Origin of the sequence: Herbiconiux sp. UC225_62, from assembly GCF_042694625.1 — a bacterium.
Classification (GTDB): domain Bacteria; phylum Actinomycetota; class Actinomycetes; order Actinomycetales; family Microbacteriaceae; genus Herbiconiux.
Map to the genome: position 1 here is coordinate 3,654,781 of NZ_CP170551.1, position 24,674 is coordinate 3,679,454.

Annotated in this window: 25 protein-coding genes and 1 tRNA gene; 14 read left to right on the top strand and 12 right to left on the bottom strand. The window is 69.7% G+C overall.

What is annotated here, in order from left to right:
• Positions 1–65 precede the first annotated feature (65 nt).
• The 3 genes from ACFJGU_RS17850 to ACFJGU_RS17860 form a co-directional block, all read right to left on the bottom strand.
• Positions 66–1,271: a homoserine O-acetyltransferase gene (locus ACFJGU_RS17850; RefSeq protein WP_382305241.1), complete on the bottom strand. Its 1,206-nt coding sequence runs from the start codon at positions 1,269–1,271 to the stop codon at positions 66–68.
• 70 nt (positions 1,272–1,341) lie between these two features.
• The gene (locus ACFJGU_RS17855) at positions 1,342–2,667 is read right to left on the bottom strand and encodes a bifunctional o-acetylhomoserine/o-acetylserine sulfhydrylase (RefSeq protein ID WP_382305242.1); all 1,326 of its coding nucleotides are present in this window, start codon (positions 2,665–2,667) and stop codon (positions 1,342–1,344) included.
• Positions 2,668–2,765: 98 nt separating this feature from the next.
• Entirely contained in the window at positions 2,766–3,833 is a 1,068-nt protein-coding gene (locus tag ACFJGU_RS17860; protein WP_382305245.1) for an acyltransferase family protein, read from the bottom strand.
• Positions 3,834–3,897: 64 nt separating this feature from the next.
• Between ACFJGU_RS17860 and ACFJGU_RS17865 the strand changes: the two genes are divergently transcribed.
• The gene (locus tag ACFJGU_RS17865) at positions 3,898–4,686 is read left to right on the top strand and encodes an SDR family oxidoreductase (RefSeq protein ID WP_382305247.1); all 789 of its coding nucleotides are present in this window, start codon (positions 3,898–3,900) and stop codon (positions 4,684–4,686) included.
• Here the strand turns inward: ACFJGU_RS17865 and ACFJGU_RS17870 are convergent.
• Complete coding sequence (locus tag ACFJGU_RS17870) at positions 4,676–6,181, bottom strand: MFS transporter (RefSeq protein ID WP_382305248.1); 1,506 nt, start codon at positions 6,179–6,181, stop codon at positions 4,676–4,678. The two genes, ACFJGU_RS17865 and ACFJGU_RS17870, sit on opposite strands and share 11 nt — an antisense overlap.
• A 267-nt stretch (positions 6,182–6,448) precedes the next feature.
• Here ACFJGU_RS17870 and ACFJGU_RS17875 point away from each other — a divergent pair, with 267 nt between their 5' ends.
• The 5 genes from ACFJGU_RS17875 (at position 6,449) to ACFJGU_RS17895 (ending at position 10,614) form a co-directional block, all read left to right on the top strand.
• Complete coding sequence (locus ACFJGU_RS17875) at positions 6,449–7,774, top strand: DUF222 domain-containing protein (protein ID WP_382305249.1); 1,326 nt, start codon at positions 6,449–6,451, stop codon at positions 7,772–7,774.
• Positions 7,775–8,051: 277 nt separating this feature from the next.
• The gene (locus ACFJGU_RS17880) at positions 8,052–8,576 is read left to right on the top strand and encodes a phosphoribosyltransferase (protein WP_382305250.1); all 525 of its coding nucleotides are present in this window, start codon (positions 8,052–8,054) and stop codon (positions 8,574–8,576) included.
• Positions 8,573–9,304, top strand: coding sequence for a Type 1 glutamine amidotransferase-like domain-containing protein (locus tag ACFJGU_RS17885; protein WP_382305251.1), 732 nt, complete (start codon positions 8,573–8,575; stop codon positions 9,302–9,304). The genes ACFJGU_RS17880 and ACFJGU_RS17885 overlap by 4 nt, the downstream gene beginning before the upstream one ends.
• 2 nt (positions 9,305–9,306) lie before the next feature.
• Positions 9,307–9,999, top strand: coding sequence for a uracil-DNA glycosylase (locus ACFJGU_RS17890; protein WP_382305253.1), 693 nt, complete (start codon positions 9,307–9,309; stop codon positions 9,997–9,999).
• 24 nt (positions 10,000–10,023) lie between these two features.
• Positions 10,024–10,614: a GNAT family N-acetyltransferase gene (locus tag ACFJGU_RS17895; RefSeq protein WP_382305255.1), complete on the top strand. Its 591-nt coding sequence runs from the start codon at positions 10,024–10,026 to the stop codon at positions 10,612–10,614.
• Between the two features lie 38 nt (positions 10,615–10,652).
• Here the strand turns inward: ACFJGU_RS17895 and ACFJGU_RS17900 are convergent, their stop codons facing one another.
• Positions 10,653–11,006, bottom strand: a complete 354-nt coding sequence (locus ACFJGU_RS17900) for a DMT family transporter (RefSeq protein WP_382305256.1) — start codon at positions 11,004–11,006, stop codon at positions 10,653–10,655.
• A gap of 69 nt (positions 11,007–11,075) precedes the next feature.
• Here ACFJGU_RS17900 and ACFJGU_RS17905 point away from each other — a divergent pair, with 69 nt between their 5' ends.
• Entirely contained in the window at positions 11,076–12,500 is a 1,425-nt protein-coding gene (locus ACFJGU_RS17905) for an amidase (protein ID WP_382305258.1), read from the top strand.
• Between the two features lie 44 nt (positions 12,501–12,544).
• The gene (locus ACFJGU_RS17910) at positions 12,545–12,931 is read left to right on the top strand and encodes an SIP domain-containing protein (protein ID WP_382305260.1); all 387 of its coding nucleotides are present in this window, start codon (positions 12,545–12,547) and stop codon (positions 12,929–12,931) included.
• A 9-nt stretch (positions 12,932–12,940) separates the two neighbouring features.
• Here ACFJGU_RS17910 and ACFJGU_RS17915 read toward each other — a convergent pair whose 3' ends face one another.
• From ACFJGU_RS17915 to ACFJGU_RS17940, 6 genes are all read right to left on the bottom strand, one after another.
• Positions 12,941–13,318, bottom strand: coding sequence for a Fe-S oxidoreductase (locus ACFJGU_RS17915; RefSeq protein WP_382305261.1), 378 nt, complete (start codon positions 13,316–13,318; stop codon positions 12,941–12,943).
• Positions 13,318–14,775: a dihydrolipoyl dehydrogenase family protein gene (locus ACFJGU_RS17920; protein ID WP_382305263.1), complete on the bottom strand. Its 1,458-nt coding sequence runs from the start codon at positions 14,773–14,775 to the stop codon at positions 13,318–13,320. The genes ACFJGU_RS17915 and ACFJGU_RS17920 overlap by 1 nt, the downstream gene beginning before the upstream one ends.
• Positions 14,772–15,260, bottom strand: coding sequence for an arginase family protein (locus ACFJGU_RS17925; protein ID WP_382305265.1), 489 nt, complete (start codon positions 15,258–15,260; stop codon positions 14,772–14,774). The genes ACFJGU_RS17920 and ACFJGU_RS17925 overlap by 4 nt, the downstream gene beginning before the upstream one ends.
• Positions 15,157–15,645 carry an arginase family protein gene (locus tag ACFJGU_RS17930; RefSeq protein ID WP_382305267.1) on the bottom strand — a complete coding sequence of 163 codons (489 nt, stop codon included), beginning with the start codon at positions 15,643–15,645 and terminating at the stop codon, positions 15,157–15,159. Before ACFJGU_RS17930 ends, ACFJGU_RS17925 begins: the two co-directional genes overlap by 104 nt.
• Before the next feature lie 12 nt (positions 15,646–15,657).
• Complete coding sequence (locus ACFJGU_RS17935; RefSeq protein WP_382305269.1) at positions 15,658–16,404, bottom strand: PspA/IM30 family protein; 747 nt, start codon at positions 16,402–16,404, stop codon at positions 15,658–15,660.
• Between the two features lie 69 nt (positions 16,405–16,473).
• A complete protein-coding gene (locus tag ACFJGU_RS17940) occupies positions 16,474–18,540 on the bottom strand; it encodes a TPM domain-containing protein (RefSeq protein ID WP_382305271.1) in 2,067 nt (688 codons plus the stop codon).
• 171 nt (positions 18,541–18,711) lie between these two features.
• On the opposite strand from ACFJGU_RS17940, the gene ACFJGU_RS17945 reads away from it, so the two are divergent.
• The 3 genes from ACFJGU_RS17945 to ACFJGU_RS17955 all read left to right on the top strand — a co-directional run bounded on the left by ACFJGU_RS17945 (position 18,712) and on the right by ACFJGU_RS17955 (position 21,122).
• On the top strand, positions 18,712–19,446 hold the full coding sequence (locus ACFJGU_RS17945) for a gamma-glutamyl-gamma-aminobutyrate hydrolase family protein (protein WP_382305273.1): 735 nt from the start codon (positions 18,712–18,714) through the stop codon (positions 19,444–19,446).
• A 202-nt stretch (positions 19,447–19,648) separates the two neighbouring features.
• The gene (locus ACFJGU_RS17950) at positions 19,649–20,935 is read left to right on the top strand and encodes a C40 family peptidase (RefSeq protein ID WP_382305275.1); all 1,287 of its coding nucleotides are present in this window, start codon (positions 19,649–19,651) and stop codon (positions 20,933–20,935) included.
• 40 nt (positions 20,936–20,975) lie between these two features.
• A complete protein-coding gene (locus ACFJGU_RS17955) occupies positions 20,976–21,122 on the top strand; it encodes a hypothetical protein (RefSeq protein ID WP_382305276.1) in 147 nt (48 codons plus the stop codon).
• A 34-nt stretch (positions 21,123–21,156) separates the two neighbouring features.
• Here ACFJGU_RS17955 and ACFJGU_RS17960 read toward each other — a convergent pair.
• Positions 21,157–21,232 (bottom strand) — tRNA-Arg (locus ACFJGU_RS17960).
• A gap of 96 nt (positions 21,233–21,328) precedes the next feature.
• On the opposite strand from ACFJGU_RS17960, the gene ACFJGU_RS17965 reads away from it, so the two are divergent.
• From ACFJGU_RS17965 to ACFJGU_RS17975, 3 genes are read left to right on the top strand one after another with little or no spacing between them, the layout of a single operon-like run.
• Entirely contained in the window at positions 21,329–22,123 is a 795-nt protein-coding gene (locus ACFJGU_RS17965) for a transglutaminase family protein (RefSeq protein ID WP_382305277.1), read from the top strand.
• 55 nt (positions 22,124–22,178) lie between these two features.
• On the top strand, positions 22,179–23,837 hold the full coding sequence (gene argS / locus ACFJGU_RS17970; RefSeq protein WP_382305279.1) for an arginine--tRNA ligase: 1,659 nt from the start codon (positions 22,179–22,181) through the stop codon (positions 23,835–23,837).
• 15 nt (positions 23,838–23,852) lie between these two features.
• Complete coding sequence (locus tag ACFJGU_RS17975) at positions 23,853–24,635, top strand: DUF2993 domain-containing protein (RefSeq protein WP_382305282.1); 783 nt, start codon at positions 23,853–23,855, stop codon at positions 24,633–24,635.
• Positions 24,636–24,674 lie beyond the last annotated feature (39 nt).

Below are 24,674 nucleotides of genomic sequence, written 5' to 3' on the forward strand. Positions count from 1 at the left end.
GGGGGGAATTGGCCGGGGAACCGTTGGCAAGGCGGTTCCCCGGCCGCTTTTTCATGCGGACCGGATCAGAGCGCAAGCAGCCGAGAGATCTCGCGGCCGACGACGTCGAATTCGATCAGGAATCCGTCGTGACCGAAGTTCGACTCGATCACCACCGGCACGTCGCCGTCGATGTTGTTGGGCAGGTGCCGGGCGATCAACTCCTGGTCGGGCACCGGGAAGAGCCGGTCGCTGTCGATGCCGATGACGAGGGCGCGGGCGGTGATCGACTGGAGCGCCGGGATGACGCCCGCGCGGCCGCGCCCGATGTCGTGCGAGTTCATGGCCTCGACGAGGGTGATGTAACTGTTCGCGTCGAAGCGGCGCGTGAACTTGTTGCCGTGGAAGTCGAGGTACGACTCCACCGCGAAGCGTCCGCCCCCGCCGAGCGGGCTGATGCCGCTCTGCCAGCTGCGCTGGAAGCGGTCGTTGAGCTCCGACGGGCTGCGGTAGTTGAGCAGCGCCATCCTGCGGGCGAGGGCGAGGCCCTGGTGCGGTCCCTCGCCGTCGGGGGCGTCGTAGTACTCGCCGCCGTGGAAGAGTGGATCGGCCCGGATCGCCTGGATCTGCACGGAGTTCAGCGCGATCTGGTCGGCCGAGCTGGTGGCGGGCGCCGCGATGACGGCCATCCGCGCGACCTCCTCGGGGTAGCGGGCGCCCCATTCGAGCACCTGCATGCCGCCCATGGAGCCGCCGACCACCGCGAACCAGCGGTCGATGCCGAGCGTCTCCGCCAGGCCGTGCTGGGCGCGCACCTGGTCGGAGATGGTGGTGTACGGGAAGCGGGCGCCCCATTCGGTGCCGTCGGGTGCCATCGAGGAGGGGCCGGTGCTGCCCTGGCAGCTTCCCAGCATGTTGGGGGCCACCACGAACCAGCGGTCGGTGTCGATCGGGAGGCCGGGGCCGACGAGGCCTGGCCACCAGCCGTCGGTCGGATGCCCGGGCTCGGCCGGGTGGTTCAGGTTGCTGTCGCCGGTGAGCGCGTGCAGCACCAGGATCGCGTTGTCGCGCTCCGGGGAGAGCGTGCCGTACGTCTCGTAGGCGATGTGCGTGTGCGGCACCGAGCCGCCGTTCTCGAACGAGAAGTCGCCGATGTTCGCGAATCGTCGGCGACCGACGGGGTCACCCTCGCGCCAGGCGCCGGATGCCGGAGGCTTTCCGAGCACCGACCGGATCTGCGCCTCGGTGATGAACCCGCTCGGTACCGTGTCTTCGTTCGTCTGCCAATCCATTGTCCTTCGATTCTGGACGAACAAATGGCCCGGGGCGTCATTGTTACGCCCCGGGCCATCCGCTGGGTCCTCAGACGGCGTTCGCCTTCACCGTCTCGCGGGCGGCCGCAAGGCCCGCCTCGAGGTCGGCCTTCAGGTCGTCGATGTTCTCCAGACCCACCGAGAGCCGCACCAGACCGGGCGTGACGCCGGCGGTCAGCTGCTGCTCGGGCGTGAGCTGGGAGTGGGTGGTCGACGCCGGGTGGATGACGAGCGAGCGCACGTCGCCGATGTTGGCCAGGTGGCTGAACAGCTGGAGGCTGTCGACGAAGGTGCGACCGGCATCCACGCCGCCCTTGAGCTCGAAGGAGAGCACGGCGCCGACCCCCTTGGGGGCGTACTTGTTGGCGGCCGCGTACCAGGGGCTGGAGGGCAGGCCCGCGTAGTAGACGGTGGCGATGTCGGGGTGGCCGTCGAGCCATTCCGCGATCTCCTGCGCGTTCTGCACGTGACGCTCGACCCGGAGGGAGAGCGTCTCGATGCCCTGGATGAGCTGCCAGGCGCTGGCGGGCGCGATCGCCGAACCCAGGTCGCGGAGCAGCTGCACGCGCGCCTTGATGATGTAGGCGATGCCGTCGCCGAGGGCACCGGTGTAGCTCACCCCGTGGTACGAGGGGTCGGGCTCGGTGAGTCCGGGGAACTTCTCCACGTTCTTCGACCACTCGAACTTCCCGCCGTCGACGACGACGCCGCCGATGATGGTGCCGTGGCCGCCGAGGAACTTCGTGGCGGAGTGCACGACGATGTCGGCACCGTGCTCGAACGGGCGGATGAGGTACGGGGTCGCGATCGTGTTGTCGACGATCAGCGGCACGCCGGCCTCGTGGGCGACATCCGCCACCAGTGAGATGTCGAGGATGTTGATCTTCGGGTTGCCGATGGTCTCGGCGAAGAACAGCTTCGTGTTGGGACGCACCGCGCGGCGCCACTCCTCGGCGTCGTCCTGGTTCTCCACGAAGGTGGTCTCGATGCCGAGCTTCGCGAGCGTGTACTTGAAGAGGTTGTAGGTGCCGCCGTAGATCGACGAGGAGGAGACGATGTGGTCGCCCGCCTCGGCGATGTTCAGCACGGCGAAGGTCTCCGCGGCCTGACCGGAGGCGACCAGCAGCGCTGCTGTTCCGCCTTCGAGGGCCGCGACGCGCTCTTCGACGACGTTCTGCGTGGGGTTGTGGATGCGGGTGTAGATGTTGCCGAACTCGGCCAGCGCGAACAGGTTCTGCGCGTGCTGCGAGTCGTTGAACACGTACGACGTGGTCTGGTAGATCGGCGTCGCACGGGCGTTGGTCACCGGGTCGGGCTGAGCGCCGGTGTGGATCTGCTTGGTCTCGAACTTCCAGTTCGCAGCGTTGTCGCTCATGACTTCTTCCTCAAAGACGGGGGATGGGACTGCTGGAAGCCTAAGGACGGGCGGGGAACCGGGTCAATGAGCGCGACATCCGGCGTAACGAGGACGATTCACGTGCGCCCGCGGTCGGCGAACAACCATCGCGCCCGGGGCTCGACCAGGGGTCGGAAGATGCGTCGCACGAAGGGCTGCGAGAGCACCACGGCGATGAGGATGCTGAACAGGATCATCGCCACCAGCAGCAGGTCGGACTGCGGGCCGTCGAGCATCCCGGACTCCCGGATCGGGTAGAGCACGAAGGTGTGCAGGAGGTAGACGTACATCGTGGCCTGGCCCAGCGCGGAGAACCAGGTGGTGCGGCGGGGCACGAGGGTGAGGAACGCGATGATCAGGATCACGGCGAGTGCGATGGCCCCCAGCCGGAGTGCGCCCGCCCACCACTGGTCGTAACCGAATTCGGGGTACGCCTGTTCGTAGAGGAACACACGGCGCACCTTCAGGTCGCGCCAGAGCGGCACGTCGAGGGCGATGACGAGCGCCAGGGCGCCGAAGATCGCGATCGCGCCGGTCCGAACGAGCCACACGGTGCGAGCGGATGCGCGCAGCCAGATCGCGGTGAGCGGCAGTTGCCGGAGCTTCCAGCCGAGCACGAAGAAGGGCAGGAGAGCCAGGGTGCGGTCGAGGGCGAAGGTCCCCCCGATGCCGGGCAGGTACCCGCACGCCACCGACACGACCACCGAGATGAGGAACGGGAACCGCAGCAGCGCCAGGTAGGGGAGGGTCACCCGCCAGACGATCAGCGCGAGCAGGAACCACAGCGTCCACGACGGGCTCACGAAGTCGACCGACACCCAGCCCGCGCGGAGGCTGTGGATGGCCGACCAGATCGCCTCGAAGATCAGGTAGGGCAGCACGAGGTCGGTGACGATGCGCTTCAGCTGCTTGACGCCGGGCGGGTTCGCCTTGGCGAAATACCCCGCCACGGCCACGAAGACCGGCACGTGGAAGGCGTAGACGAAGAGGTAGACGCCATACGCGGTGTCGGATTCGGCGATCAGCTTCAGGATGGCGTGACCCACCACCACGAGCGTGATCGCGATGAAGCGCGCGTTGTCCCACATCGGCACCCGGGTGCCCGCAGCGGGTCGGGCGACCGCGGGAGTGGCCGGGACGGACATCGTTCCACACTACCTTTGAAGGGACGGACGGCACCGGGTGAGCCCGGTCGGCGAGAGGATGCGGATGAAGCGCGCAGTGGTGACAGGGGCGAGTTCGGGGATCGGGGCGGCCACGGTGCGGCTGCTGCGCGAGCACGGCTGGAACGTCGTGGGTGTGGCGCGTCGCGCGGACCGTCTGGAGCAGCTCGCAGCCGAGACGGGTGCCGAGGTCTTCGTCGCCGACCTCACGAAGCAGGCCGACGTCGACGCGCTGCGTGACCACCTGGCTGCCACCGGGGGAGTGAGCACTCTCGTGAACAACGCGGGCGGCGCGATGGGCCTCGATTCGGTCGAGGCTGCCGATCCGGCCGACTGGCAAGGGATGTTCGACGTGAACGTGCTGGCCGTGCAGCGGGTCACTGCGGCGCTGCTGCCCCTGTTGCGCGCCTCCGTCGAGCCAGGGGGATCGGCCGACATCATGACGGTGTCGTCGATCGCCGGACACATCGCCTACGAGGGCGGTGGCGGCTACAACGCCGCGAAGTTCGCGGTGCACGCAATGCTCGAGGTCTTGCGGCTCGAGCTGAGCGGCGAGCCGATCCGGGTGCTGGAGATCGCGCCGGGCATGGTGAAGACCGAGGAGTTCTCGCTCAACCGCTTCAAGGGAGACCAGGCGCGAGCCGACAAGGTCTACGACAACGTCCCCGATCCGCTCTCGGCCGAGGATGTGGCGCGCACCATCGTGGCGACCCTCGAGCTGCCGCCGCACGTCAGCCTCGACCTCGTGGTGATCAAACCCGTGGCGCAGTCGGCGGCGTACAAGGTGGCGCGCGGACCGCTGCGGGTGAAGCGCGCCGACGGCGTCAGCGCTTAGGCTGCGGCATCCGATCGGGTTCGAGGGGGTCGGGTTCGATCGGAACGGTCGCGTCGGCGAACGCGAGCTTCGGCACGAAGAACAGCAGCACGCCCGCCACGAGCGCGCCGCCGGCGCAGATCGCCCACACCGTCATGTAGCCGGAGAGGCTGGAGGCGGTCGCGGTGACCGCCGTCGAGGCGCCCTGGAACAGCACGACGCCGAACACGGCCGAGGCGAAGGAACCGCCGATGGTCTTCGTGGTGTTGGTCAGGCCGGCGGCGATACCGGTCTGGCCCCGGGGAGCGGCGGCCGCGGCCGCGGCGGGGAGCGCTCCGACCAGGGCGCCCGATCCGATGCCGGCGATGAACATGTTGACGAACACCTGGCAGGTCTCGGCGTGGAAGGGGAGGAAGAGGGCGTAGCCCAGCGCGACGAGGAAGGTCGCGCCGATCAGCGCGACCCGGGGACTCGACCGGCGCGAGAACAGCGGGAACAGCAGGGCGCCGATGATCATCGAGAGCAGGTAGACGCCGATCAGGATGCTGCGGCTCGACGAACCGAGGCCCAGGCCGTAGCCGTTGACCGGGTCGGTGCCCGCGAAGGTGCTGAGGGGGGCCTGGGCACCGAGCAGGCTGATGCCGATCAGTGCCGCGGTCACCTGGACGGGCCACATGGTCGGCTGCCGGAGGACGCGGAGGTCGATCGCCGGATCGGGCTGCCGTAGCTCGTAGAGACCGAACGGCACGAACACCAGCACGCCGACGGCCACGAGCAGCCAGACCCACCAGGTCTCCGGTCCGTTGATGCGGAGGAAGGTGAGGCCGCTGGTGATGAGGAGGAGTCCCACGGTGAGGATGGTGAAGCCCACGAAGTCGAGTTTGCGACCAGGAACCGGAGTCGACTCGGGCACTCCGAAGAGGATGGCGAAGTACACCAGGGTGACGGCGACCGCCGGCACGGCCATCGTGAGCGGCACGTTCTTGCCGAACAGGTCGAACAGGATGCCGCTGGAGAGGGCTCCGATGATGGCGCCGGCCTCGAGTGCCACCACGAGCAGGCCTGCGGCGCGGCGGGTCTGGGAGGCCGCGCGTCCCGTGCGGCGACCGCGGTCGAAGATGAGGGCCACTTCCAGTGGAAGCCAGACCACGTAGAAGCCCTGCAGCGCCCAAGCGATGAGGAAGCTCGTGAAGTCGCCCGCCGCCACCAGCCACCAGCTCGCCGCAGCGGTCAGGACCGTCGAGATGAGGAGCATCCGCTTGTGGCCCACCATGTCACCGAGCTTCGCGAGGATCGGCACGACGATGGCCGAGAGCAGCAATTGCGCGGCTTCGAACCAGTTGAAGTCGGCGTCGTGGATGCCGAGATGCTGCACGAGGTCGGGGATGAGCGGAACGTAGTAGCCCTGGATGATGCCGCTCGTGATCTCCACGAGGAACAGGAACCCGATGAGCGAGGCGGTGACCCCGACCGCGCCGGTGCGGAATCCGGGCAGCCTGGTCGACGACGGAGTCATGAACGGATGCTAGTGGTTTGTGGGGGCGTGGTGGGGGAGGGACTTCTTGTTGACGGGCTGCAGCGCGCTGCGCGCTTGCCGACGATGGGTCGTGGCCGGGTTTTCGGAACGGTGACGGATGCTGCGGGTTGGGAATACGGCGACCCGCTTTGTTCGAGCCGGCCGTGTTTCATTGTTGGCAAGCGCGGAGCGCGCGGCAGCCCGTCGGGTTCCCGGGGTCCAGTGTCGGTGGCTGGTGGTTGAATAAATCTCATGAAGGGTTTGTTCGTGGTTCGCACCGAGGAGCTCGATGCGCGCTTGGATGCCGCGATCGATGAGCTCCACGACATCGACCGGGCCACCGCGCGCCTGGATGCCCGTCGGGCGCGGTGTCTGGCGGCGGTGGCGGAGATCGCGGACGAACGGGCCGCGCTCGTCTCGGGTGGGTCGGCGGTGCGGGAGGGGGAACGCAAACTCGTCGCCGTCGAAATCGCCACAGCCACGCTGCGGTCGGAGCGGACCGTGGCGGGGATGATCAACAATGCCGAGCAACTCGTCCACGACTACCCCACCACCCTGGCCGCGCTTTCCGACGGCCGGGTGTCGGGGTTGCACGCCCGGCACCTCATCGCCCACACCGCCACCCTCCCCGCGGAGGCGCGCCCGGCGTTCGAGACCTGGCTGCTTGCCGAGGCCGCCGTGCTGCCCCCGCACCGGTTCAACGAGCGGGCACGCCGGATGCGGGAGACCTGTCACCCGGAATCGATCACGGTGCGTCACCGGCAGGCCCGGGAGGAACGGAGCGTGTGGTTGTCGCCGGAGTGTGACGGAATGGCGACCCTGACCCACTACCTTCCCGCGGTGGACGCGATCGCGATCGACGACCTGGTCGACAAAATCGCGCGCGCCGAACGGTCCGATACGGACCCGCGCACCCACCTGCAGCGCCGGGCCGACGCCCTCACCCGCCTGATCCTCACCCCCGACAACCCGGCCCGGCCCGCGTCGATCACCGCGAACGTGCTCGTCACCATCCCCGCGGCAACGGTCGCCGGCGTCTCAGACCAGCCCGGCGACCTCCACGGGTACGGCCCCATCGACCCCGATACCGCCCGGGCGATCGCCGCGACCGCCCCTACCTTCCTCCGCGTCCTCACCCACCCCACAACCCGGGAACCCACCATGATCACCCGGCACTGGGGCCGCGCCGCCGCCGACCACCCCGACACCACCGGCACCCCCGCCGGCGGCGTGCCCATCGACGGCACGCCGGCCGCCGACCACTCCGACGCCGGCGACGGCGACGGGCGGGACCGGTACAGTGCCTCGCCCGAGCTGCGGTTGGTGCTCGCCGCCATCGATCAGACCTGCCGATTCCCCGGCTGCAGCCGACGCGCGAACCGGTGCGAACTCGACCACACCCGCGACTGGGCCCACCACGGCACCACCACCCCCGACAACCTCACCTACCTCTGCTCCCGCCACCACCACCTCAAACACGAAACCCGCTGGACCGTCCACCCCCACCCCGACCGGCCCCGCCACCTCAACTGGCAAAGCCCCCACGGCCGCCAACACACCACCGCACCCCCACCAGCACCGGGTGACGGGTAGACGAAGGCGCGGACAACCGCGAAAGCCAATGTGCCGATGCGCCCAGCGCGTCCGGATCGATGCGCGTTTCAGCGCGAGGCATCGCGCAGCCTGGGGCGATCTCGCTGCACCGGCCCTCCGGCCACCCGGCTGGCGGGTGTCGCGGGTTCAACGCTGAGGAGCGCGCTGGAATCGCCATCTGCTGCGCCGTCGCTCCAGGCGCGAGGCTCGAACGACGCGGGCGGGAGACCGATGCGACAGCCGGGCATCCGGTAGCGTTGCCTGCATGAATTCCGGCGTGAACGACCTAGACACTGTGGAGGATGCGCCGGCGGCGCCGGAGCGAGAGGTTCTCGGCTGGCTCGAGTTCGGCGACGCCTCGCGGTCGCTCGCACGCGACATCGTCGAGTCGGGGTTCGAACCCGACTTCGTGATCGCGATCGCCCGCGGCGGCCTCATCCCGGGTGGTGCACTCGCCTACGCACTGGGCGTGAAGAGCTGCGGCAGCTTGAACGTGGAGTTCTACTCCGACATCGAGGAGACCCTGCCTGAGCCGATCATCCTGCCCCCGCTGCTCGACAACGAGCCGCTCATCGGCAAGAACGTGCTCCTGGTCGACGACGTCGCCGACTCGGGCCGCACGCTCGCCCTCGTGGTCGAGCTGCTCGAAAAAGTCGACATCACCGTGAAGTCGGCCACTCTGTTCCTCAAGCCGCGCTCCGTGATCGCACCCGACTTCCACTGGAAGGTCACCGATCGCTGGATCGTCTTCCCCTGGTCGGCCCACCCGCCGGTCAGCAACGACGTGCAGAACGAAGCGTGAGCATCCACCTGGTCGGCGGCGGCTGGCCGCTCGTCGACGACGGCGCCGTCTACCGACCGTTCTTCGACGAGGTGACCGCGCGCGCCGAGCAGGCGGGAAAACTCGACGGCGCACGTCTCGTCCTCGTACTCGTGCGCGACGGCGACGGACCGCAGAAGTACGCCGAACTCGTGACCGCCTACGAACAGCTCGCCAAGATCGATCCCGTGGCCGTCATCTCGGCGGAAGGGCGCGCGATCCAGCCGGCCGTCTTCGCCGAGGCCGACGGCATCGTCGTGTGGGGCGGACTCACTCCGGCCTACCGCAAGTCTCTCGAACCCTCCTTCGGCGAGATCCGGCGCCTCGTCGCATCTGGTGTTCCTTATCTTGGCTTCTCCGCCGGAGCGGCCATCGCCGCCGAACACGCGATCGTGGGCGGCTGGAAGATCGACACGGTCGAGATCGGCACCGAAGACGCCTCGGAAGACCTCGAGCAACTCACTGTCGAACAGGGCATCGGTCTCATCGACCTGGCCGTCGACGTGCACGCGGTGCAGTGGGGCTCGGTCTCACGCCTCATCGCCGCCGTCGAAGCCGGCGCCGTCGACGGCGGGGTCGCGATCGACGAGCACACCGCGCTGATCGTCGGCGAGGGCCCGCTCCGGGTCGCCGGCCGCGGCAGCGTCTGGAAGGTCACCCCCGACTCGGGCAGCGTGCGCGTGTCGACGGCGGGCGCCGACGCGAGCTGAGGATGGCCGCACTCTCGCTTCCCGAACTGGCCGCCAACGGCCTCATGGATCCAGGCTGGGCGACAGCCCTTCAGCCGGTTGCCGGCACGATCGCTCAACTGGGCGACTTCTTGCGAGCTGAGACCGCCGCCGGTCGCGGCTACCTGCCGGCCGGGCCCAATGTGCTGCGCGCCTTCGCCGCGCCGCTCCAGGACGTGCGGGTACTGATCGTGGGACAGGATCCGTATCCGACTCCGGGGCATCCGATCGGCCTGTCCTTCGCAGTGGAACGGCACGTGCGGCCGCTTCCCCGGAGCCTCTCGAACATCTACCGCGAACTCAACGACGACCTCGGCATCCCGCCCGCCGAACACGGCGACCTGTCGTCGTGGGGCGCTCACGGCGTCATGCTCCTGAACCGGGTGCTCACCGTGCGCCCGGGCACGCCGGCCTCGCATCGCGGCAAAGGATGGGAGCAGGTCACCGAGCACGCCATCCGCGTCCTGGTCGAGCGGGATGCCCCCCTCGTCGCGATTCTGTGGGGCCGGGATGCCGCGGGGCTGGTGCCGATGCTCGGCGCCGTGCCGTCGATCACCTCAGCACACCCGAGTCCGCTCTCGGCAAGCCGCGGATTCTTCGGCTCGAAGCCCTTCAGCCGGGCCAACGACCTCCTCGTGGCCCAGGGAGCGGCACCCGTCGACTGGACGGTCACATGACCAGGCGCTGGGTAGGCTGAAGTCATGTTGGAAGAGGAGTATCAGCCGCGCCGCAAGCTGCCCCGGGAGCTGCGCCCGGCCACCGCGGAGCACCCTCCGCTCGAGGTGCCGTTCGAATACACGATCCGGGATGCGACCGAGGCCGATCTTCCGTACATCCGCGAGATCTACAACCACTACGTGGCCAACACCGTGGTGACCTTCGACGAAGACGCGATGACGCTCAAGGAATGGCGGCACAAGTTCGCCTGGACGCAGAAGCAGAAATACCCCTTCCTCGTCGCCCTCTCACCGAGCGGCACCCTGCTCGGCTTCGCCTACGTCTCGGCCTGGAAGCAGAAGGCGGCCTACCGGCGCACGGTCGAGAACTCGATCTACCTGGGTCCGGCGGCCACGGGCAAGGGCCTCGGGCGCGTGCTGCTCGGCGAACTCATCGAGCGGTCGCGCGAGGCCGGCATCAAGGAGATCCTCGCCGTGATCGCCGACCAGGGAGCCGAGGCCTCCATCAAGCTGCACGAGAGCTTCGGATTCAAAGAGGTGGGTCGACTCGGCCGTGTGGGCTTCAAGTTCGGCCACTGGCTCGGCACGGTACTGCTGCAGAAGTCGCTCAAGTAGCCGAGCCGCGGCACGCCAAGGCACAGCGATACAGCGACTCAGCCGGCCTTACCGATCGTGGGCGCCCCGTGGTTGCCACCGAGCTCGAGCAGCAGCACCCCACCCACCACGAGCGCGATACCCACGAGCTGCTGCCAGGTGAGCAGCTCGCCGAACGCGAGCCAGCTCACCACGGCCACCAGAACCACGCCCGCGCCCGCCCACACGGCGTAGGCGATGCCGAGCGGCACACCCGCGCCAAGGGTGAGACTCAGCATGGTGAAGGCCAGGAGGTAGCCGGCCGCGACGATGAGGTAGGCCCACCACTTCGAGCCCTCGCCCGACGCGAGTTTGAGGAACGTGGTGGCGATGACCTCGGCCACGATCGCCACGGACAGATACAGATACCCCACGATTGCTCCTCCCGGGCGGCCGTTCGCTCCTGCGCCCCCGAGGAGACGTTACCGGTATCGTCTCGTTGCATGACGGAGATCCACGACCTCACCGCGCTCGAACAGTACCGGCTCCTGCAGAAGGGCGAACTCGGGGTCGTGGAGGTCGTCGATCACTACTTGGAACGGATCGATCGGCTCAACCCCGAACTCGGAGCGCTGCACACGGTGACGGCCGAACAGGCGCGCAGTCGCGCGGCGGAGGTGGAGGCATCCGTTCCGCGCACCGCGCCGCTCTGGGGCCTCGCGTACGCCGACAAAGACCTGGTGCGACGGGCGGGCGTGCGCACCACCTTCGGGTCGCGGCTGTTCGCGGAGTTCGTGCCGGAGGAGTCGGACGAACTGCCGCAGCTGCTCGACCAGGCCGGCGCGATCAGCCTCGGCAAGACGGCCACTCCGGAGTTCGGCCTGCCGAGTTACACCGAGAACCTCGTGGCGCCGCCCGCGCGCGATCCCTATGACGTGAGGCTCGGCGCCGGGGGATCGAGCGGGGGAGCGGCGGTGGCCGTGGCGGCCGGGATGCTCCCGTTCGCGCCCGGCTCCGACGGTGGCGGCTCGATCCGGATCCCGGCGGCGGCGTGCGGGCTGGTCGGGTTGAAGCCGTCGCGCGGACTCGTGCCCGCGGGGTCGGGGCAGGATTCGCTGGCCGGGCTTCCGGTGGCGGGGCCACTCGCCCGCACGGTCGGGGATGCCGCGCTGCTGCTCGACGGGATGATCGCCCGTCGAGGCGACCGCATCCTGCACCACCACACGCTGCGAGCGCCGAGCGACGGCGGGCAGTTCCTCGCCGCGGCGGTGCGCGGGGAGGGACGGTTCCAGATCGGGCTCACCACCGGTTCGCCGTGGGAGACGGCCTACGACATCACGATCGCCCCGGAGGCGCGGGAGGCACTCGACATCGCCCGCGACGCGCTGGTGGCGCTGGGGCACGGCATGGAGGAGTTCGCTCTGGAGCCGGCGCCGGAGTACGCGGAGGCCTTCCGGGTGATCTGGCAGGTGAGCGCCTCGCAGATCCCGGTCGACGAGGCCGGGGAGGAGTTGCTCGAGCCGTTGACGCGCTGGCTGGTGCACCGTGGGCGGGAGATCCCGGCGTCGGAGCTGGCGCGCGCCCTGGCGACTCTGTCGGCGTACGAGCGGTCGATCATCCGCCAGTTCGACGGCTACGACGCCGTGCTGATGCCGACGCTCGCGATGACGCCCCGGCCACTCGGGTGGTACGACCAGGAGGACGGCGACCGTAACTTCGAGCAGCAGGTGAAGTACACCCCGTTCACGTCGTTCGTGAACGTGGCGGGCCTTCCGGCGATCACGCTCCCGGTGCACCGAACGGCGGAGGGCCTCCCGATGGGAGCACAACTCATCGGCCGGCCCGGCGGCGAGGCGACCTTGCTCTCCCTCGCCCGCCAGCTCGAGCGTCGCCTTCGTTGGGACCGGGTGCACCCACCGCAGTGGTGATGGTATGGCAAACCTAAGTTAGGTATGCCTATACTTGCCTCACCATGTACATCATCGCCTCCGACGCCACCATCGTCTCCCGTGCAGCCGGCCGTGTCCTCCTCGCCGGAACCGAGGAGAACCTGGACGAGATCCGCGCGATCGTCGCGACGCTCACCGAGAAGGCCCGCGGCCAGATCTTTGTCGAGGTGCCGTCGGCGGCCGAGATCGATCCGATCGCCACGCCGGAGTGCGTGACCGTCACTTGGCTGCCCCGCGACGTCCGTTCGGGCGAGATGGGCTCCGGCCTCGCCTGCGCTCCCGGCCAGGCCGTCGGCCGCGCTGTTCGCGCCTGGATGGGTGAGATGTCCACGGGTGACGCCGAGATCGACGGCGATGCGGTGTGCGTATGGGTCGGCCGCGACGTGCCGAACGACTTCGCCACGGTCTAGCCCGCCCCGTTACCGCTTCCGCGGGAGGTAATTGCCGTCTTCGAGCCCGGCTTCGATCTCGAAGTGGTTCTGCAGCGGATCCTGCCCGGCCAGCCAGTAGAGCAGCGGGAACATCATCCCGTACTCCTTCCACTGCCGCCGGTGCACCGCCTCGTGCCGGAGCACGGCGGGCGCGTCGTTCGTGTCGGTGAGGTAGACCCCGCCCACGCAGGTTCCGCCGCGCCGGAACGCCCAGTGCGGCATCCCGACGCAGACGAACAGGCCCTCAACGCGCCGGATGCGCCCGGTGCTGAACAGCAGCCCGAGCGTCAACCCGACGGTGGTGGCGTAAAGGTAGCCGGCGCGGGCGACCGGCGGGGCGTAGAGGATGCGACGGAGCCGCTCCATCAGGCGCTGGCGTCCCGCCCGTAGGTCTCCAGAAGGCGCAGCCACACCTCGCTGATGGTCGGGTACGCGGGCACCACGTGCCACAACCGGTCGAGCGGGATCTCTCCCACGATCGCCATGGTCGCCGAGGTGAGGAGCTCCTGCACGTCGGGGCCGACGAAGGTCACCCCGAGCACCACCTTGCGGTCCTCATCGACCACCATGCGGGCGTGACCCTTGTAGCCGTCGATGTGCACGCTCGCCCCGGCGACGTAACCGATCTCGTAGTCGACCACCTTGGTGCGGTAGCCCGCTTTCTCCGCGGCGACGGAGGTGAGGCCGACGGAGGCGACGGGCGGCTCCGTGAAGGTCACCTGCGGCACACTCTGGTGGTCGGCGGTCGCCACGTGGCGGCCCCAGGGGGCATCCGAGACCGGCTGACCGGTGGCGCGGGCGGCGATCACGTCGCCCGCCGCACGCGCCTGGTACTTGCCCTGGTGGGTGAGGAGCACGCGGTGGTTGACGTCGCCCGTGGCGTAGAGCCACTCTCCCTCCAGCGGCTTGCCGTCCTCGCCCAGCACGAGCAGCGTGTCGTCGGTCTCGAGCCACTGATGGGGCTTCAGTCCGATGGTCTCGAGGCCCAGGTCGCCGGTGCGGGGGAGTCGACCGGCGGCGACCAGGAGTTCCTCCGAGTCGAGCACGGTGCCGTCGCGGAGCGTGGTGTGCACGATTCCCTCCGCGTCGCGGTGGACCTCGGTGGCCGACTCGCCGATCCGCACGTCGACGCCGAGCTCCCGCAGCGATTCGGTGACGGCGAGGCTCGCGAAATCCTCCTCCTTCGCGAGGAGTTTGCTGCGCGAGAGGATCGTGACCTGCGTGCCGAAGGAGTTGTAGGCGGTGGCCATCTCGGCCGCCACCACCCCGCCGCCGATGATCACGAGACGGGCGGGCACCGACTTCGCGCTGGTGGCCTCGCGGCTGGTCCAGGGCCGGGCGTCGGCGAGTCCGGGGATGTCGGGCAGGAGCGACGTCGACCCGGTGGACGCCGTGACGGCGTGGCGGGCACGGAGGTGCACCGTCTCTCCGTCGGGGGTCGTGACGTCGAGCTCCTTCACGCCGGTGAACACGGCGTGGCCGCGCAGCAGCTCGATGCCGGCACCCTTCACCCACGAGACCTGACCCGAGTCGTCCCAGTTGCTGGTGAAGGAGTCGCGGCGCTTCAGCACCGCCTCGACGTCGAGCTCTCCGGTCACGGCCTGCTTCGCGCCATCGACGTTCTGGGCCGAGTGCACCGCCTCCGAAGGGCGAAGGAGAGCCTTCGACGGCATGCAGGCCCAGTACGAGCACTCTCCGCCCACGAGTTCGGCCTCGATCAGCAGGGCGCTCAGCCCGCCTTGTACGGCCCGATCCGCGACGTTCTCACCGATCGCTCCTGCGCCGATGACGATGAGGTCGTATTCCTTGACGTCCGTGCTCATTCTGGGCTCCTCGTTGCCGTGGTCCGGTGCGGGCCTGTCTTCATCGTACGAGTGCCGACACGATCCGGAGAATGGTCGGCAGGTCTTCCACCGCCGCCTCGGGGGCGGAGGGGGGCGAATTCGGTGATGCCCGCGCCCACCACCGTGAACTCCTCGCGGATCGCGCGGATCGCCGCGGTCAGCTGAGCGGTGGTCACTCCGAAGGGCTCGGGGAACGCGACCCCGTCGATTTCGCTCGGATCGAGCACGTCGAGGTCGACGTGCAGGTACACCTCGGTGGCCCCGGTGTCGCGAAGGGCCGCGATGACGGCCTCCGCGGTGTCGAACCGGTCGGGTGAGAGCAGCGCGATCCCGGCCGCCTCGGCGTAGTCGGCCTCCGCGTCATCGAGCGCTCGGGTGCCCGCGAGCACCACCAGCCCCGGATCGAGGATCGGCTCGGGAGCGAGCTCGGCAGGCCCCCCGCCCAGCAGCGTACGGAGCACCATCCCGTGGAAGGCGCCCGAGGGCGAGGAATCGGGGGGTGTTCAGGTCGGCGTGCGCGTCGAACCAGACCACGGCGACCGGTCCGGTGGACCGCTGCACGGCGTGCCGGATGGCGGCGAACTCCACGCCGCAGTCGCCTCCGATCACGACGGCCACGTCGGGCACCTCGGCGAGCACCCCGGATGCTGCTTCGGCGATCGTGCTGATCGACGAGAACCGGTGGACCCCTGTCTCCAGGGACTCACCGGCTCCCGCCGGCACCTCGACGATGCGCGTGGCCGCCGAGGGAAGGTCGCCGCGGATCGCCTCCGCGCCGTCGATCAGTCGCATGGCCCGGCTCGATCCGGAGCCCTGCCACTCGGGAACGACGACGAAGGTCGCGGACACCGTGCGCCGTGCCTATTCGCCGCTGGTGACGGACTTGGCGGGGCTCGACCCCGACTTCAAGGCGGCGAGCCGCGCCTCGACCTCGGTCAGCTCGCCGATGTCGTCGAGGCTCTCGAACTGCGCGTCGAGGCTGGAGGCGTTGAGCTCCTCCTGGCCGCGCACGCGGGCTTCCTCCCGGCGGATCTTGTCCTCGAAGCGGCCGAGGTCGCTCGTGGGGTCGAGCACGTCGATGTTCTTCAACGCATCCTGCACCTGGCCCTGGGCCTGGGCGGTCTTGGCCCGGGCGACCAGGTTGTCGCGCTTGGACTTCAGCTGGTTGAGCTTCTCCTTCATCGAGGCCAGACCCGACTTCAGCTTCTCGACCGACTCGGTCTGCGACGCGATCGAGGGCTCGGCATCCTTCGCCTCGTTCTCGGACTGCAGCTGGCGGGTCAGCGCCACCTTCGCCAGCGCGTCGAACTTGTCGGCATCCACCGTGTTGCCGGCCGCGCGGTACTCGTCGGCCTTCGTGCTGGCAGCGAGCGCCTTGCGTCCCCAGTCCTCGGCCGCCGCCACGTCTTCGCGGTGGTCGTCCTCGAGCAGACGGAGGTTGCCGATGGTCTGGGCGATCGCGCTCTCGGCGTCGGCGATGTTCTCCGTGTAGTCGCGCACGAGCTGGTCGAGCATGAGCTGGGGGTCTTCGGCCTGATCGATCAGGGCGTTGATGTTCGCCTTGGCGAGCTGGGCGATGCGGCCGAAGATGGACTGCTTACTGGACATCGTGGTCTCCTTCTGTACTGGCTATTCGAGGTACTGTCGCTGATGCGGGTCGGGGAGAGGCGTGCGGGGTCAGAATCGGCCTCCGCCTCCGCGGCGGCCGCCGGAGCTTCCACCGCTGGACCGGCCGCCGGAGAAGCCGCCTCCGCCGCCGCGGCTGCCACCGCCCCAGCCACCCGAACGGCTTCCGCCACCCCACCCGCCGAAGCCGCCGCTGGAGCGCCCGCCGCCGCCGCCGCTGAGCAGGCCGCCCAGGATGCCGCCGAGGAGCGCGCCGGAGAAGTCGCCGCCTCCACCGCCTCCGGTCGGCATACCCTGGTTGCCCGAGCTCTGCGCCCAGTTCACGTCCTGCTGCGCCGCAGCGGTCGCCCGCGACGCGAGGTTCGCCGCGGTCGACGCCTCCCGCAGAGACGACTCCGGATCGGTGGTGGCCAGCGCGAGCGACTGATCGAGGTGGCGCTGTGCTTCGGAGAGCCGGGTGCGCGCATCCGGTCCCACCGCTCCCCGTCGGGTCTGCAGGTAGCTCGCGGCGGCCGCGACCTCGCTCTGGGCGGTGGCGATGGCCCGGTCGCGCTGGGCGATCAGGCGCGACACCCGCTCCTGCTCGGTGCGGGCGGTGGCGAGCGCCTGGTCGAGCGGGGTGTTCGCCGCCTCGAGGGCGATCCGGGCGTTCAGGGGGTCGCGCGCACCCGTGGTCTGGGCGCGGTGCACCTCGACGCCGAGAGCGGTAGCGAGCCCGGGGAGGTTCGGATCGGGCGAGGTGCCGGAGGCCTGGATGCGCGCCGCCTCGGTGATGTCCTGCTGGGCGTCGGCGATCGCGGCGGCCAGGCCGGCACCGGCCTTCTGCAGGTCGGACTCGAGGGTGGTGATGGAGGTCACGAGGGTGCCCGCCTGCGCCACGGCCTGACGGGCCGCGCTGATGCTCAGAGCCGCCGCCGCGGAGTCACCCGCGGCGATCGCCGAGGCCGCGGAGGTGAGCTGGGCGTCGGCGAATGTGCGGAGCTGGTCGGCCTGCTCGATGCTTCCGCCCGCGGTGGTCAGCGCCGGTGGGTCGTACTGCTGGGTGAGGCGGGCGAGCCGCTCGCGGGCATCCGTTCCACTGCCGGTGAGGGCGGCGAGTTCGCCCTTCGCCGTCTCGAGCGCGGTTGCGGGATCGCGTTCGACGTCGCGCAGGGCCGCGAAGGCGTCGGCCTGCGCATCGAGCTTGTCGGCGGCTTCATCGCAGATGGCGATGATCTGTTGCGACCAGGCTCGGCGCTCCTCGTCGGTGTCGGGCTCCGCGTCGTCGAGCTTCTGCTTCAGCGCGAAGGCCTCGGAGAGCTTGCCCTTCACCTCGGCGAGCACGTCGGAGAACGTCTTGGTGGCATCGGTGCCGAACTGCGCCACGGCGAAACCGAGCTCTTCCTCGCTCGAGGTCACCGCGTCGTCGAGGTCCACGAGCACGGCACCGACCTGGCGGTCGAGCTCCTTCTGCGTCGGCCCCGCCGCGGCGGCGTCCGCGTTGACTCCGGCGTCGATCTTCTTGCGCCGCCGCACGAGGAACACGATGAGGAGCGCCGCTGCGACCAGGATGATCACGATCGCGATCACCCAGGCGATGACCGCGCCGCCGCCTCCGCTGGAGCCGCCGCCGCCGCCCAGGGCCTCCCCGATGCCCTTGGCTGCACCGATCCCGGCACCGGCCCAGTCGTTGTCACGGAGCGCCGGAACGATGTCGTCGGTCTCGATGGCGGCGAGCTGTTCATCGCTCAAAGGGAAGGAGTTGTCGACCGAGAGTTGGTAGACGCGGTCTTCGGTGGCCACGGCGAGAAGCACGTCGTTGGTGCCGAACTGGTTCTTCTCGGCGACGGCGTTCGCCCACTGCTGCCGATCGGCGGGGTTGGTGAAGCTGTCGGTGTAGACCACGAAGAGATTCACCCCGTGCTCGGTCGACAGCGTGTCGAGCGCGTTCTGCAGGGCGACCTGGTCGGAGCCGAGCACACCCGATTCGTCGACGATGTACGCGCCGTTCAGGTCGACCGGATCTCCCGCGAAAGCGGGGAGCGCCGGTGCCAGCACCGAGAGCCCGATCGCGGCGACGACGATGGCGAACAGGGAGCGGAGCGTCGCCGCTCGGCGATTCCGGTGCGGGTGTCTCATTGACCCAGATTCTAGGAGAGCGGAGCAGTGGCCGTCTATGGAGACTGGACGTTGCCCCGACGATTCCCGGGAGTCGCGCAGGCAGCGCGACGGTCGGATGCGCGCCGCGGCATGTGTCGCTGCGTTACGCGGCCCGATGCACAGCCGTGTCGGCATGGGCAGGATGAAGGGATGAGCTCCGCAGCCCGCCTCAGCGTCGTCATCGTGACGCGCGAGCGCCCGCACGCTCCGGAGTACCACGCCTACTCGAGCGTTCTCGTCGGGCGCGCCATCGCCGCGGCGACGCAGGCCGGCTGGCAGGTCGACGTGGTCGCGGCACAGGACGACGGGCGGGAGGCGAGCCTGCGCCGCACGGATGACGCCGGTGCGCTCGTCATCCTCGGCGGCGAGGACATCGCCCCCGAGTTCTACGGCGCCGCCCGCGGCTACCGAGGCGAGGGCGCTCACGCCGAGCGAGCCGACGAAGCGCAGATCGCGCTGGTCCAGCGCGCGATCCACCGAGGCACCCCGCTGCTCGGCATCTGCCGGGGGCACCAGATCATCGACGTGGCGCTCGGTGGCACCCTGATCCAGGATCTCGGCGAGGGTTCGGCGCACCGTCACGACGACGTGCCGATGGAGCGGGTCATGTCGACTCACGACGTGCATGTCGCTCCGGGCAGCCGTCTCCTGAACGGCCTCGGCGCGGTGGCGGAGACGCGCAGTGCGCATCACCAGGCCGTGGACCGACTGGGCGACGGGCTCGTGGTCGCGGCGCGCGCATCCGATGGCCTGATCGAGGCGATCGAGCACGAGACCGCGCCGATTCTCGGCGTGCAGTGGCACCCGGAAGACCCCGGTGCCCCGACGGGTCAGCTCTCGGCGCTCCTCGGCACCCTCGCTTCTCCCGTCTCCCTCGCTGCCTGACCCGGCGTTCCGCTCCGCATCGCGAGGGAGCGCGAAGTCGCCTCTGCGAGCCCTGCCGCGCCGACTTCAGGCGACCTTATACACCTGCGTCTGCGAATACGGGTGTAAGAAACGCCGGTGAGTTGCTATTGTGATCAGCGTTGTTGCTGTTGCACGTGTGACTGGAGTGAATCGGTCCGCGGCACGAATGGTCGGGGGAGTCATGCGGGTCACCGCGTCAAGCACGTTCCGCGGAAAGCGCGGGCTGGGTGCTGCTGCACTGGTGTCGGCGATGGCGCTGGCCGCCACGCTGCTGGTCACCTCGCCGGCCGCCGCCACCGACTACCCCTCGTGGGACGACGTCGTGGCCGCGCAGGCGAGCGAGGGAGCCAAGCAGGCGCAGATCACCGAGATCCAGGGCCTCATCTCGGGTCTCCAGGCCCAGGTCGACGCCGCCCAGGCTGCGGCGCAGCAGGCGTGGGAAGCCGACCAGGTCGCCCAGAAGGCCCTCGCCGACGGCACCGCGAAGGCCGCCTCGCTGCAGTCGCAGGCCGACGCCGCCAAGACCACCTCGGAGGCGTCGAGCAAGCGCGCCGCCGGCCTGGCCGCGCAGTTCGCGCGCAGTGCCGGGAACGACCTCACCTCGCACCTCATCGTCTCCGGCGGAGGCAGCGAAGACCTGCTCTATCAGCTCGGCACCATGTCGAAGCTCAGTGAGACCAGCCAGGGTGTGTTCGAGAAGGCGAAACAGGATGCCAACACCGCTGACTCGCTGAGCCGCCAGGCGGCGGTGGCGAAGTCCGAGCTCGAGGGCCTCGCGGCGGCGGCGGATGCCTCGCTGCAGGCCGCGCGCGACGCCCAGAAGGTGGTGCAGGGGGCGCTCCTCGACCAGGAGGCGCACCAGGTCGAACTCACCGTGCAACTCGCGGCACTCCAGCAGAACTCCGCCCAGACGCTGGCCGACTTCCAGACGGGCGAGGCGGCCCGGGCCGCGGCGATCGCCGCCGAGCAGAAGAGGCTGCAGGACGAGCAGGATGCACGTGCCCGCGCCGAGCAGGAGGCGGCCGCGGCCGACCAGGGGTCCGGTGGCGGCGGAGGCGGCTCTGACAGTGGCGGCAGCTCCGGCGGCGGAGGTGGCGGCATCGTCGTCACGCCCCCCGCGCAGTCCGTCAGCGGTGACGCCGTGGTGGCGTTCGCCGAGCAGTTCGTGGGCGTGGTGCCCTACGGCTACGGCGCCGACCCCAACGACAGCTTCGGATGCGACGGGCTGACCCAGTACGTCTACGGCCAGTTCGGCATCCAGTTGCCCCGTCTGGTGAGCCGACAGGCCGCCATGGGCGTACAGGTCTCGCCGCAGGACGCGCTGCCGGGCGACCTCGTGGTGTGGCCGGGCGCGCACATCGGCATCTACGACGGCCACGGCGGCGTCATCCATTCGCCCGACTGGGGCCGGTACGTCACGCACAACCCCGGTCTCTGGGGCAGCTACTACTTCGTCCGCATCCTCTGATCACTACCGCGCACCCGCCTTCGGGCGTAGCGTGCACGACATGAGCGACCAGAGCGATTCCACCAAGCCCTCCACCGACCCCGACGACATCGCCGACGGTTCGGGCACCGACGCCGAGCCGTCGCAGCAGAAGCACCACGACGCGCAGACCGACGAAGACACCGCGTCGGGCGGCCCCGCCGACTAGGCGGGCGATGCGGCGAAGAGGCCGCGGTGACGAATGGTGCCCCCAGTAGGATTTGAACCTACGGCCTTCTGCTCCGGAGGCAGACGCTCTATCCCCTGAGCTATGGGGGCCCGGGGTGCCTGTCCAGGGTAGCAGGATGTCGGGGCCGCCGACGTCACGCACGGAGCCCGAGACGTTCGCGTCGCAACCGTGACAGGATCGAAACCATGCAGCGATCCGTCACCGCCCACATCGACGCGACCGTCGACCAGGCGACCACCGTCGTGTTCTCCATCGCCGCCGCTCCCGGTGCGGCTTTCGCCAGCGAAGTCCTCGATTTCCGGGTCGACGGGCGCCCCATCGAGCCGGTCGAGATCACAGATGCGCACGGCACGCGCCTGCACCAGTTCGACGTGCTCCCGGGCCGCTTCACCGCGGTCTACGAGGCCACCGTCGACGGGCGGGCGATGGAGGCTCCGGTGGAACCGGTCGACCTCATCCGCTACCTCCGGCCGAGCCGCTACTGCGAGTCCGACACCCTGATGCCCACGGCGCTGGGGGAGTTCCGTGGCCTGTTCGATCGCGACCTCCTCGAGGCCGTGAGCTCCTGGGTGGGTTCGGAACTCAGCTACGTGCCTGGTTCGAGCCTGCCGACCGACGGGGCCGTTCAGACCCTGCTGCTGCGCAAGGGCGTCTGCCGCGACTACGCCCACCTCGTGATCGCCCTGCTGCGCGCGCTCGACGTGCCGGCGCGCCTCGTGTCGGTGTACGCGCCGGGACTCTGGCCGATGGACTTCCACGCCGTCGCTGAGGCCTACGTCGAGGGCGCCTGGCACGTCGTCGATGCCACGACACTGGCACCCCGGCAGTCGCTCGTGCGCATCGCCACGGGCCGCGACGCGGCGGACACCGCCTTCCTCACCAACCACGGCGGCAACCTCGTGCTCGACCGCCTCGAGGTGTCGGCCGTGGTCGACGTGCTGCCGAACGACGACATCACCCAGTTGGTGCGCCTGCGCTGACCCCGTGGCCCGGCCCGTCGCCCGCCTTCAGGTGCGCGCGATAGGCTTGTCCGCCGTGACTCCCGAAGACCTCTCCGCCGCTCTGTTCACCATCGTGACCGACCGTCTCGCCTCCGTCGAGGGCGTCACGATCACCGAGACGGATGTCGCGCTCGAGCGCCCCCGCAACCGCGACCACGGCGACTGGGCCTCGAACATCGCCATGAAACTGGCCAAGCGCATCGGCACGAACCCGCGCGAGTTCGCCGGTGAGCTCGCCCCTCTGATCGCTGCGATCGACGGCGTCGCCTCGGTGGATGTCGCGGGCCCGGGCTTCATCAACATCACGCTCGAGACGGCGGCCGCCGCCGAGATCGCGCGCACCATCGTCGAGGCGGGCGACGGCTACGGCCACAACGCGGTGCTCGCCGGGCACACCATCAACATGGAGTTCGTCTCGGCCAACCCGACCGGGCCGTTGCACATCGGTCACACCCGGTGGGCGGCGCTCGGCGACTCGATCGCCCGGGTGCTGAAGGCATCCGGAGCCGAGGTCACCACCGAGTACTACATCAACGACGCGGGCAGCCAGATGGACGTGTTCGGCCTCTCTGTGTTGCGCGCCGCCCAAGGCCTTCCCACCCCGGAGAAGGGCTACCCCGGCCCGTACATCCAGACCCTGGGGCAGCGGGTGCTCGACGCCGTGCCCGACCTCCTCGACAAGCCTGAGGACGAGGCCGTCGCCATCGCCCGTGACCTCGCGTACGACTTCCAACTGGCCGAGATCAAGCAGTCGCTGGCCGACTTCCACGTGCACTTCGACGTCTTCTTCTCCGAGCGCACCCTGCACACTCCGGATGCGGTCACCGGCAAGACGGCCATCGACGACGCCGAGGAGCGCCTGCGCGCCCAGGGCCACGTGTACGAGGCCGACGACGCCGTGTGGGTGCGCACCACCGACTTCGGCGACGACAAAGACCGCGTGCTCACCCGCGGCAACGGCGTGGTCACCTACTTCGCGGCCGACGCCGCGTACTACCTGAGCAAGAAGGATCGCGGTTTCCCCGAGAAGATCTACCTGCTCGGCGCCGACCACCACGGCTACGTCGGGCGGCTGAAGGCCCTCGCCGCGGCGGCCGGAGACGACCCCGACACCGGGCTCTCCGTGCTGATCGGCCAGCTGGTGAACCTCAACGGCGCGAAGCTCTCCAAGCGCGCGGGCAACATCATCGAGCTCGACGACCTGCTGGCCTGGCTCGGAGCCGACGCGCTGCGGTACTGGCTCGCGCGCTATCCGGCCGACTCGCCGCTCGCGCTCGACGGCGAGAAGCTGCGGTCGCGCACGAACGACAACCCGGTGTTCTACGTGCAGTACGCGCACGCCCGCACCCGGTCCGTGGCGCGCAACGCGGCCGACGCCGGGGTCACCCGCGACGCCTTCGAGCCCGCGCTGCTCGTGCATCCCACCGAGACCGCGCTGATCGGCGCGCTGCAGGAGTTCCCGCGCATCGTGGCGCACGCCGCCGAGCTCCGCGAGCCGCACCGCGTCGCCCGCTACCTCGAGGAGCTCGCCGGCTACTACCACCGCTGGTACGACGCCACCCGCGTGCTGCCCTTCGGCGACGAGCCGGTCACCGCCATCCACTCCACCCGGCTGTGGCTGAACGACGCCACCGGTCAGGTCATCCGCAACGGTCTCGCCCTGATCGGAGTCTCCGCGCCCGACCGGATGTGATGTGAAGATAGGGGCATGAGCACCGAGTTCCACGTGGCCCCGACCGAGCCCGCCGCACCGAGGCGTCACTCGCTGCGCTGGCTGTGGTGGCTGATCGGCATCGTGGTGGTGCTCGCCGTGCTCGTGGTGGTGGCCGACATCGGTTTCCGGGCCTACGCCGAGGGTCAGGCCGAGTCCGAGATCGAGTCGCAGCTGCCCGACAGCGTGCAGGGCGACGTCGACGTGCAGATCGGCGGATTCTCCTTCCTCGGCCAGCTCCTGGCCGGCAGCTTCGGCGAGGTCCAGCTCGACGCGCCGGCGTTGACGGTGAACGGCGTGCCCATCTCGGCTCACGTCGTCGCGCGCGACGTGCCCTCCGATCTCACTCAACCGGTCGGCGACATCGAGGCCGCGGTCTCGATGGACCAGGACGCGGTGAACGGCATCGTCGAGCTCCCGGGCGACGCGACGCTGGTGCTCGGCCGTGAGGGCGTCTCCTACGAGGGGTCCGTGACCGTGTTCGGTATCGAGCTGGGCTACCGCGTCACCGGCGAGGTCACCGCCTCCGGCACCGATGTCGTGATTCAACCGCAGAAGGCGACGCTGACGCAGGGGTCGAACGACGTCGACGTCGACCTCGGCTCGATCCTCGGAGGCCTCACGAAGGACCCGATCACGGTCTGCGTGGCGCAATACCTGCCGCAGAGCGCCGAGGTCGATTCGCTCGAGATCACCGACGGGCGGGCCACGGCGCATCTCACAGCACGCGACTTCGTGCTGAGCGACGACAGCCTGAAGAACCTCGGCACCTGCCCCTGAGCGCGGCCGTCCTGCGGCCCGCGTAACACGGGCGACGCA

Bases quoted from the DNA above. Each gene is read 5' to 3' on its own strand.
- ACFJGU_RS17895 (WP_382305255.1), top strand. From the start codon at position 10,024: ATGTTGGAAGAGGAGTATCAGCCGCGCCGCAAGCTGCCCCGGGAGCTG.
- ACFJGU_RS17920 (WP_382305263.1), bottom strand. From the start codon at position 14,775: ATGAGCACGGACGTCAAGGAATACGACCTCATCGTCATCGGCGCAGGA.
- ACFJGU_RS17905 (WP_382305258.1), top strand. From the start codon at position 11,076: ATGACGGAGATCCACGACCTCACCGCGCTCGAACAGTACCGGCTCCTG.
- ACFJGU_RS17950 (WP_382305275.1), top strand. From the start codon at position 19,649: ATGCGGGTCACCGCGTCAAGCACGTTCCGCGGAAAGCGCGGGCTGGGT.
- ACFJGU_RS17890 (WP_382305253.1), top strand. From the start codon at position 9,307: ATGGCCGCACTCTCGCTTCCCGAACTGGCCGCCAACGGCCTCATGGAT.
- ACFJGU_RS17955 (WP_382305276.1), top strand. From the start codon at position 20,976: ATGAGCGACCAGAGCGATTCCACCAAGCCCTCCACCGACCCCGACGAC.
- ACFJGU_RS17975 (WP_382305282.1), top strand. From the start codon at position 23,853: ATGAGCACCGAGTTCCACGTGGCCCCGACCGAGCCCGCCGCACCGAGG.
- ACFJGU_RS17855 (WP_382305242.1), bottom strand. From the start codon at position 2,667: ATGAGCGACAACGCTGCGAACTGGAAGTTCGAGACCAAGCAGATCCAC.
- ACFJGU_RS17915 (WP_382305261.1), bottom strand. From the start codon at position 13,318: ATGGAGCGGCTCCGTCGCATCCTCTACGCCCCGCCGGTCGCCCGCGCC.
- ACFJGU_RS17870 (WP_382305248.1), bottom strand. From the start codon at position 6,181: ATGACTCCGTCGTCGACCAGGCTGCCCGGATTCCGCACCGGCGCGGTC.
- ACFJGU_RS17860 (WP_382305245.1), bottom strand. From the start codon at position 3,833: ATGTCCGTCCCGGCCACTCCCGCGGTCGCCCGACCCGCTGCGGGCACC.
- ACFJGU_RS17865 (WP_382305247.1), top strand. From the start codon at position 3,898: ATGAAGCGCGCAGTGGTGACAGGGGCGAGTTCGGGGATCGGGGCGGCC.
- ACFJGU_RS17925 (WP_382305265.1), bottom strand. From the start codon at position 15,260: ATGGTGCTCCGTACGCTGCTGGGCGGGGGGCCTGCCGAGCTCGCTCCC.
- ACFJGU_RS17940 (WP_382305271.1), bottom strand. From the start codon at position 18,540: ATGAGACACCCGCACCGGAATCGCCGAGCGGCGACGCTCCGCTCCCTG.
- ACFJGU_RS17850 (WP_382305241.1), bottom strand. From the start codon at position 1,271: ATGGATTGGCAGACGAACGAAGACACGGTACCGAGCGGGTTCATCACC.
- ACFJGU_RS17945 (WP_382305273.1), top strand. From the start codon at position 18,712: ATGAGCTCCGCAGCCCGCCTCAGCGTCGTCATCGTGACGCGCGAGCGC.
- ACFJGU_RS17910 (WP_382305260.1), top strand. From the start codon at position 12,545: ATGTACATCATCGCCTCCGACGCCACCATCGTCTCCCGTGCAGCCGGC.
- ACFJGU_RS17965 (WP_382305277.1), top strand. From the start codon at position 21,329: ATGCAGCGATCCGTCACCGCCCACATCGACGCGACCGTCGACCAGGCG.
- ACFJGU_RS17935 (WP_382305269.1), bottom strand. From the start codon at position 16,404: ATGTCCAGTAAGCAGTCCATCTTCGGCCGCATCGCCCAGCTCGCCAAG.